The organism is Longimonas sp., from assembly GCF_046498435.1.
In the GTDB taxonomy this organism is placed as follows: Bacteria; Bacteroidota; Rhodothermia; order Rhodothermales; family Salinibacteraceae; genus Longimonas.
In genome coordinates, this window is record NZ_JAWOAR010000343.1 from 1 (window position 1) to 8,372 (window position 8,372).

Genomic DNA, 8,372 nt, shown 5'->3' on the forward strand with positions numbered 1-8,372 from the left:
GATAATCCTTTAGCAAAAGCACAAGTTAAGACCAACAGTAAAAAGATACATGTAAAATACTTTGATAAAAAGAAAGTGTTAGGTATGGCAAAAATGTAAAAGTGGCCCCCACCGAAGAGGAAGATCCGGAGTTTAGCCTGCTGGATGCGCGCTACAACGTCATTCGCCATGTAGCCACGCCCGTGCGCTCAGCCAATGCCGGGGGCGATGTGGTGGATCCGCGCTCGGGCGAGGTCATCCGCGCACACATGAACATGTACCAGGGCCTCGACGAGCGGCTGCGCTGGTGGCTCATTTCGCAGGTAGCCACGGCGAACCCGGAGTTCCAGACCGACGAACTGGCCGAGGAAGATATGGGGGAAGCCCTGCGCTACGTTGTCTCCCACGAAATGGCCCACGCGCTGGGCCTGCCGCACAACCAGCGCGCCAACTTCGTGTATCCGGTCGATTCGCTCCGCAGTCCCACCTTTGTGGAGGAACGCGGGCACTCGGCCTCCTCGGTCGGGCGCACGCGTTACAACTACGTGGCCCAGCCGGGCGATGGCGTATCGCCCGAACGGCGCGCCGGCGTGTGGGATGAGTTCGCCATCATGTGGGGCTACCGCCCGATTCCCGAAGCCACCACGCCCGAAGACGAGTTCGACACGCTCAACGAGTGGATTCTGGAGCGGGCCGACGACCCGTGGTTTCGCTCGGCCACCGCCCAGTTTGGCATGGACGTGGAGTGGGACCCGTACCGGATGACAGAGGGCATCTCCGATGATCCCGTTGAAGCCGCCGAGTATGGCATGCGCAACCTGCGCACCGCCACCGCAAACCTGATGGATTGGGTGCTCGACGAGGGCGACGACTACTACGAACTGGAAACCCATTACCTGCAGAACCTGACGCAGTGGAATCGCTATGCGCAGCATGCCGCGTCGGCGGTCGGTGGGTCGTGGACGCACCACAAGCGCTACGGCGAGGAGGGCTGGGTCTACACGCCCATTGAGCCCGCGTATCAGCAGAAGGCGATGGACTTCATTGGCGAGCATGTTCTGCAGACCCCCGACTGGGCGCTCGATATGGATCTGCTGCGCCGCATCGAGCACGCAGGCGCGGTGGAGCGCATCCGGGCGTACCAGGAGTTGGCCGTACAGCGCCTGCTCAACCACGCCCGCCTGGCTCGCATGATTGAGCACGAGGCATTTCTGGGAAGCGACACCTATCGCCCCGCCGACATGCTCGACGACGCGCGGGCCATGGTGTGGCGCGAGGTGCAGCAGGGCGAGGCCATCGACACGTATCGGCGCAACATGCAGCGCGCGTATCTGGAGCAGGCCCACCACCTGCTGCACGACGCCGAGGCCGACCACTGGGAGCCGCCCGCATCCGGCAATCTGCGTGTAGGCAGCAACGACACCCCGCCGCTGAATGCCGACCTCCACATCAGCCAGTCGGATATTCGCCCGCTGGTGCGCGACCAGCTCCGGCTCCTGCGCGACGAGATCACCGAGGCGCTCAATGCCGACGTATCCGACCGCATGACTCGCATTCATCTTGAGGACACCCTGGAGCGCATTGACCAGGCGCTGTAGTTAGGTGCGGACGTGCGGAGGTGCAAAAGAGTACCCACACCTTCTTTTTTCCATCCATCCATCCTCTATTCCTCCATCCTTCCACACGCCCATACGTCCGTACCTACATTGATCCATCGCACATCGGTTACGATCTGATGCGCCGGGCATTCGCATTTAAAGGATGCATCTTGTTTGTTACCGATGCTCCATCTTCTTCAGAAGCCTCACTCCATATGACCAGTGAACGTCGCGCCGCATGTATCGCCGGTGCTTCCCTCGGCCTTATTCTTGTTTTTGTGGATGCGATGGTTCTTCGCCTCGTCGGATCCTTCGCGGCAGGCGTCCTGCTTATCCGGTTATGGACGCCCGCCTCCGGAAAAGCCATTCCGCTTACCGAAGGCTCTCGGATGGGCATCATTACCGGGCTCATTGTGGGGATAACGCGGCAGTTCTTACTTCTCGTGCTCGTGATTATCGGCGTGTTTATCGACCCAGCCCCCGCATTCATGCAACCGCCCGACGATGCAGTGCTGTATGCCTTTGAACAGGAGTGGGGCATCAACTACTACACCTTCAATATTCTGCTCGACGTGTTTGGGGGCTGTGTGGCCGCGGGCCTGGGGGCTGCGCTTGGCATCCGGCTCTACGAAAGCGATGAAAGCCCCTGATGCCCACCAACCCCCGTATGGAAATTCGCCCAAATCATGGCTCGAATCTGTCCAGCCGCTGTTTTGTGGGGATCCGCTTGTTTAGAATAGGTCTAAACAACTGACTCCTCAAATAATCTGAACCTTCCAATGAAACGCAATACATGGACAGTGTGGAGTATGGTGGGGGCTTTGCTGCTCGGCAGCATGGCGCTCATAGGCTGCGGCACCGATGGTGACGACGCCGAAGACGACGACCTTGTCATCTATACCGGACGCAGCCAGGCGCTGGTCGAGCCGCTGGTTGAGCAATACCGCGAGCAAACCGACCGCTCGGTCGAAGTCCGCTATGGATCCGACGCTCAACTGCTGGCGGCCCTCGCGGAAGAGGGCGACGAAAGCTCTGCCGATGTGTTTTGGGCCAACACCACCGGCGCCCTCGGCAATGCCTCCGAAGAAGGCCGCCTGACCGATCTGCCCGACGATCTGCTCGACCTGCCCGATTACTTTGTGCCCAGCAGCGCCCAGTGGACGCCGCTCACTGCACGGTTCCGGGTCCTGGCGTACAACACCGACCGCGTAGATCCGGAAGACCTACCCGACTCCGTGCTCGACCTGCCCGAGCAGTCTGACCTTGAGGGGCGCTTCGGGTGGACGCCCGCGTACTCCAGCTTTCAAGACTTCGTGACGGCGCTTCGCGTAGTCCACGGCGATGACGATGCCCAGACATGGCTGGGAGATGTAGAAGACAACCTGGATCCGAATGCGTATAACTCGAACACCCCGCTTTTGCAGGCCCTGGCTGCCGAGGAGATCGACGCCGGGCTCACGAACCACTACTACGTGCTTCGGCTGCGTCATGGAGATGCGAAGGTCGAAGATGAAGACGATATCGATCCCGAAGCTCCTGTAGATATCCACCGCTTCGAGGATGGCGATGTCGGCAATCTGGCGCTGGTAACTGGGGCGGGCGTGCTCGAAACCAGTTCGCAGCCCGAGGCCGCTCAGGACTTCCTGCGCTTCCTCCTGGATACCGAGGCCCAGACATTTGCTGCAGAAACCTTGAATGAGTACCCCGTGGTGAACGGCATTGACGTGCCTTCGTACATGCTGCCGGTTGATGAAGCGTTGCAAACCAGCCCCGAGTTCGATCTGGAGCAGCTCCGCAACATCGACGAAACGCTCGACCTGCTGCGCGGTGAAGGACTGCTGTAGCTGGTTGGTTTGTCCGTTCGGTGATCTCCAAGTACTGTGCTTCCTCCCCGCTGGATAACATTCTGGCACGACCACTTGCGCGACCGGTGGTACCTTTTGGTGCCGGTCGCGCTTGTCGTCGTTGGGGTGCTCATTCCATTGGTCTACCTGCTCGTGCGGGCGGCACAAGCCGAGGCCGATGTGCTGTACCGCCTTGTCATTCGGATGCGCAATGTCGAGTTGCTATGGAATACCATTGCACTTACGGGGGGCGTGCTGGTGGGCACCACGCTGCTGGCGTTTCCGCTGGCGTGGCTCACTGCACGCACCACCCTGCCGGGCACGCGCATCATTACGTGGCTGGGCGTGCTGCCGCTGGCCATTCCCGGATACGTGATGGCCTACGCCCTCCTCGGGGCCACCGGCAGTCAGGGCGTGCTCAATCAGGTCGTGGGGCTGCCCATCGACCGGCTGCACGGCTATTGGGGAGCCTGGGCAGCGCTTAGCCTGGGCACGTTTCCGTATCTCTTTCTGAACCTGCGCACCGCGCTGCTGGGGCTCGATCCGGCCATCGAGGAGTCGGCCCAGGCGCTGGGCTACCCGCGCACCCAGGTGTTCTGGCGCGTGGTGCTCCCGCAGTTGCGCCCAGCGTTTCTGGCGGGCGGCCTGCTCGTAGGGTTGCACGTGCTGGGCGATTTTGGGGTCGTGTCGCTCATGCGTTTTGAGACATTCAGCTATGCGCTCTACCTGCAATACGCCGCATCGTACGATCGCATCTACGCTGCATGCCTGGCGCTCATGCTGCTGGCCCTGACCATCGCCATCCTCTTTTTGGAGGCGCGCCTGCTCAAGGGGCTGCTCTACCACCGCACCGGCACGGGCACGGGGCGTCCCGCTACGCCTGTTCACCTTGGTGTGTGGACAGGTGCGGCTTACGGCGTGGTCGGGGGCATCGCGCTCACCTCCGTCGTCATTCCCGCGGGTACCGTTGTCTACTGGATGGCCTCGGCTGCACAAACCGGCGTGCCGTGGGGCGGCCTCGGCACAGCACTCTGGGATTCGTTTTCAGCGTCGGCTCCAGCTGCACTCCTGGCTGCCGCGCTGGCGCTGCCGGTGGCATACCTAAGCGTGCGCATGCCCTCGCAACTGACGGCGGGGCTGGAGCGCATTGCCTACCTGGGCTATGCGACGCCACCGCTTGCCTTTGCGCTGGCACTCATCGTGTTTACCCTGCAAGTTATGCCTTTTGCGTACCAGACGCTCGGGTTGCTCGTGGTGGCCTATGCGCTGCACTTTATGGCCGAGGCCGTTGGGCCCATCCGTAGCGCACTCTACCAGGCACCGCCCAACATCGAAGAAGCCGCCCGCTCGCTCGGACGCACGCCGCTGCGCGCCTTTGTGAGTGTGACGCTTCCGCTCTTACGGTCTGGACTTATCGTGAGCGTGGCGTTTGTCTTTCTCTCGGCGATGAAAGAGCTGCCGCTCACGTTTTTGCTGTCGCCGCTTGGCTTCGATACGCTCGCGCTGAACGTATGGAGCTATGCCAACGAAGCCATGTTCAGCCGCGCCGCGCCATACGCACTCGCCATCATGGGCTTTTCAGCGCTGTTTGTGGGACTTTTGCTCGTTCGCGAAAAAACAACGAGCCGTCAAACGCACACCGCTCCCATGTCGTAACAAGCCATCCACTGGCCGTTATCCTTTTTGCATAGCCGCGTGGCCCTTGCAAGCCGTGCGTTGGGTATGACCGATCCGATTCTTACCGTTGACGGCATCACAAAGTCGTACACTGCCGAGGGGCCACCTGCGGTCGACCGGGTGTCGTTTCAGGTGGCCGATGGCGAGATCCTTGCTGTGCTCGGCCCCAGCGGATGTGGCAAAACCACGATGCTGCGCTGCATTGCCGGATTCGAGCGCCTCTCTGCCGGATCCGTCAAAATGCGCGACCGCATCCTGACCAATGCTCACACCCACGTGCCTGCCGAGCGCCGTGGTATCGGCCTCGTCTTTCAGGACTATGCGCTCTTTCCGCATCTGAGTGTGCTCAAAAACGTGATGTTCGGCCTCCGCTACCACACCGACCTGCCCGACAAAGAAGGCCGCGCCCGCAAAGCGCTCCAGATGGTCGGCCTGCAAGGCTACGCCGACCGCACGCCACACCACCTGTCGGGCGGACAGCAACAGCGCGTGGCGCTGGCTCGCGCTCTGGCGCCCAAGCCCGAGCTGCTACTGCTCGACGAACCCTTCTCTAATCTTGATGCCCTGCTGCGCCAAACCACGCGCCAGGAGGTGCGCACGCTGCTCAAAGACAACGGATTAAGCGCCGTCCTCGTCACGCACGATCAGGAAGAGGCGCTCTCCTTTGCCGACCGCGTGGCCGTCATGCGGCGCGGACGCATCGAGCAGGTGGGTACGCCCGAGGAGGTCTACTACCAGCCCCGCACGCTCTTCGTAGCGCAGTTCCTGGGCCGCACCAACCTGCTTATGTCCGATGCCGACGGCACCGAAGCCGAAACGCCTATCGGACGCCTGCCGCTGAACCGACCGGCTTCGGGGCGCGTGCTCGTATCGCTGCGCCCGGAGCACCTCACGCTGGCTGCCCCGCAGAACGTGCCCGACCCCGACGGCTACACGCCAGGCACCGTCATCGACCGCGCGTTCAAAGGGCACGACATCACCTACCGCGTGGCCTGCGACAGCAGCGAGTATCTCGTGCACACCTCCAACCGCTTCTCCTTCCAACCCGGCGACGACGTGTACATCCGCCCGCTGGAGCCGGGGGTGGTGCTCGAAAGCAGTCCTGCTGAGCTCAACACGTCTGCGTAACCGGCACTTGCGCTGCCCCGGCTCGTTACAGGCAGATGTGTCCTGCTTTGCTTGCTCCCCTACGTTATGTCAACGCGTCTGCTGGTTGCCACCCTGTTTGCTGCCCTTCTTGGAGGCGGAGGCCTAAGCATCCCCCTACATGCCCAGTCGGGCCCCGACGCCCCGACCTCCGAAGCTGCGTGGACCGGAAGCTGGGAGGGACTCTTGCCAGTGCCTGGCGCGGAGTTGCGCGTGGTACTGCATCTTGACCGCACCGACAGCGGCCTCACCGGCACCATGGATAGCCCCGACCAGGGCGCGTCGGACATTCCGCTGGGCGATATCACCGCTACGGATGATAGCCTCACGCTCGACGTGCCATCCATTGCCGGGCGATATGAAGGCGTGCGCACCGCCCCCGACACCGTGCAGGGCACCTGGATTCAGGGCGATATCGAACCCAACCTCACACTGGCCCGCACCGACACACCCTCGCAGGTGAACCGTCCGCAGCAGCCCGAGGCGCCGTTTCCGTACGCCACCGAAGACGTGACCTTCGCGACAATCGCCGAAGAGGGGCACACGCTGGCCGGTACGTTTTCGCATCCCGATGCCAACGAACCGGTGCCCGCTGTGGTACTGATATCGGGCTCAGGGCCGCACACGCGCACCGGCGAAACCGCAGGTCACGAAACGCTCACCGTGCTCGCCGACCATCTCACGCGGCAGGGCATTGCGGTGCTACGCTACGACGAGCGCGGACAGGGCGAATCCGAGAGCACGCTGCGGGGCGCCACCACACCCATGCTGGCCGACGACGTACGCGGCGCGCTCACGTACCTGCAAGATCGCTCCGAAGTCGATGCCGAGCGCATCAGCCTTGTTGGGCACAGCGAGGGCGGGCTCATTGCTGGATACCTGGGGGCGCGCCACCCCGAACTGGTCGATGTTCTCGTGCTCGTGGGCAGTCCCGGCATACCCGGCGATGCGATCTTGGGCGATCAGCTCGCATCCAGCGCTGAGCGCGCGGGTATGCAGAGCAGCCGCGTGAATGCTCAGGTGGAAGTCCAGCAGCGCGTGTTCGACATCTTAAAGCAAGATGCCGACTCCACCACCATTGTGAGCGATCTGCGTGCGTTCATCGCCGAAACGAGCGGTTTGGCAGAGGGCGAAATGGTCGAGGGCGAAATCCGCAGTCTTATGGATCCGTGGTTTCGTTTTTTTGTGCAGTACGACCCGACCTCCGACCTGCAGCAGCTTACCCAGCCCGTACTTGCGCTTTTGGGCGAGCGCGATCAGCAGGTACGTCCCGCCATGAATGCCGAGCCGCTCGAAGCCGCCTTGCACACGGCCCCCACCTCAACCTACGACGTGGTAGTGCTCGACGCATTGAATCATCTCTTCCAGACTGCCGAAACCGGCGCGCCCAGCGAGTACGCACAGATTGAGGAGACCATGGCCCCCGACGTGCTCGACCGCATCGCCACATGGATTCTTGAGCATTCTGCCGACCGCCGTTCTGCCGATGAGTAGCACCGCGCCATGCCCTCCATTCACCTGAACGCCTCATCCGATACGTGGTGGACGCAGGCGCAGTGCGATCTGCGGGCGGCCGAGCATCTGCTGCAGGGCGGATTTGCGCGGCATGCAGCGGTGCTGGCGCATCTCGCGGTTGAGAAGGCGCTCAAAGCGGTGTACCGCCATCAGCACGAAGCGCCGCCGCCCGCGAGCCATGACGTAGCCTATCTGGCTGAGCAGATCGCCTGGCCCGAGGAGAACGTCCCGCACGATTGCGCCCGCATGCTCGACGCGCTGGGCGCTCATGGCGTGGTGGCGCTGTACACCGACCAGGCATTTGGGCCGGGCGTCCCCAATGACAGGTTCGAAATCCTGGGCGAAGTATCCCATCACCATTGTAATCGCTATGAGAGCGGCTATGAAGGCCCAGGGAGCCCTGTTGATTGCTTTCCCGTAATAAGCTAGAACTGACATTGCGATCCCCCTATGCGTAAATAGAACGGTGCCCGACGGCGCGACCTCGTTCCACTTGAGGAAGGATCGTTTACACATTATGTAATTTTCTCCAGTATATGTTAGGCGTTACGGGGCTATTCTGCCCTTTTATTACATGAAACGGGGGAATATCCGGACCCCCGTACGATTCAGG

7 protein-coding genes are annotated in these 8,372 nt (G+C 62.0%); all 7 read left to right on the forward strand.

Features of this window, described 5'->3' with window-relative positions; all coding sequences use genetic code 11:
* The first annotated feature begins 101 nt into the window (after positions 1 to 101).
* The 7 genes from R6U20_RS13420 to R6U20_RS13450 all read left to right on the forward strand — a co-directional run bounded on the left by R6U20_RS13420 (position 102) and on the right by R6U20_RS13450 (position 8,188).
* Positions 102 to 1,577, forward strand: a complete 1,476-nt coding sequence (locus R6U20_RS13420; RefSeq protein ID WP_410338346.1) for a zinc-dependent metalloprotease — start codon at positions 102 to 104, stop codon at positions 1,575 to 1,577.
* 215 nt (positions 1,578 to 1,792) lie between these two features.
* On the forward strand, positions 1,793 to 2,227 hold the full coding sequence (locus R6U20_RS13425) for a hypothetical protein (protein WP_410338347.1): 435 nt from the start codon (positions 1,793 to 1,795) through the stop codon (positions 2,225 to 2,227).
* A 129-nt stretch (positions 2,228 to 2,356) separates the two neighbouring features.
* Positions 2,357 to 3,421, forward strand: a complete 1,065-nt coding sequence (locus R6U20_RS13430; RefSeq protein WP_410338348.1) for an extracellular solute-binding protein — start codon at positions 2,357 to 2,359, stop codon at positions 3,419 to 3,421.
* Between the two features lie 36 nt (positions 3,422 to 3,457).
* Positions 3,458 to 5,077 (forward strand): ABC transporter permease, encoded by a 1,620-nt coding sequence (locus R6U20_RS13435; protein WP_410338349.1) that lies wholly within the window; start codon positions 3,458 to 3,460, stop codon positions 5,075 to 5,077.
* A 66-nt stretch (positions 5,078 to 5,143) separates the two neighbouring features.
* Positions 5,144 to 6,226, forward strand: coding sequence for an ABC transporter ATP-binding protein (locus R6U20_RS13440; protein ID WP_410338350.1), 1,083 nt, complete (start codon positions 5,144 to 5,146; stop codon positions 6,224 to 6,226).
* 66 nt (positions 6,227 to 6,292) lie between these two features.
* Positions 6,293 to 7,738, forward strand: a complete 1,446-nt coding sequence (locus R6U20_RS13445) for an alpha/beta hydrolase (protein ID WP_410338351.1) — start codon at positions 6,293 to 6,295, stop codon at positions 7,736 to 7,738.
* A 9-nt stretch (positions 7,739 to 7,747) separates the two neighbouring features.
* Positions 7,748 to 8,188: a HEPN domain-containing protein gene (locus R6U20_RS13450; protein WP_410338352.1), complete on the forward strand. Its 441-nt coding sequence runs from the start codon at positions 7,748 to 7,750 to the stop codon at positions 8,186 to 8,188.
* The last annotated feature ends 184 nt before the right edge of the window (positions 8,189 to 8,372 follow it).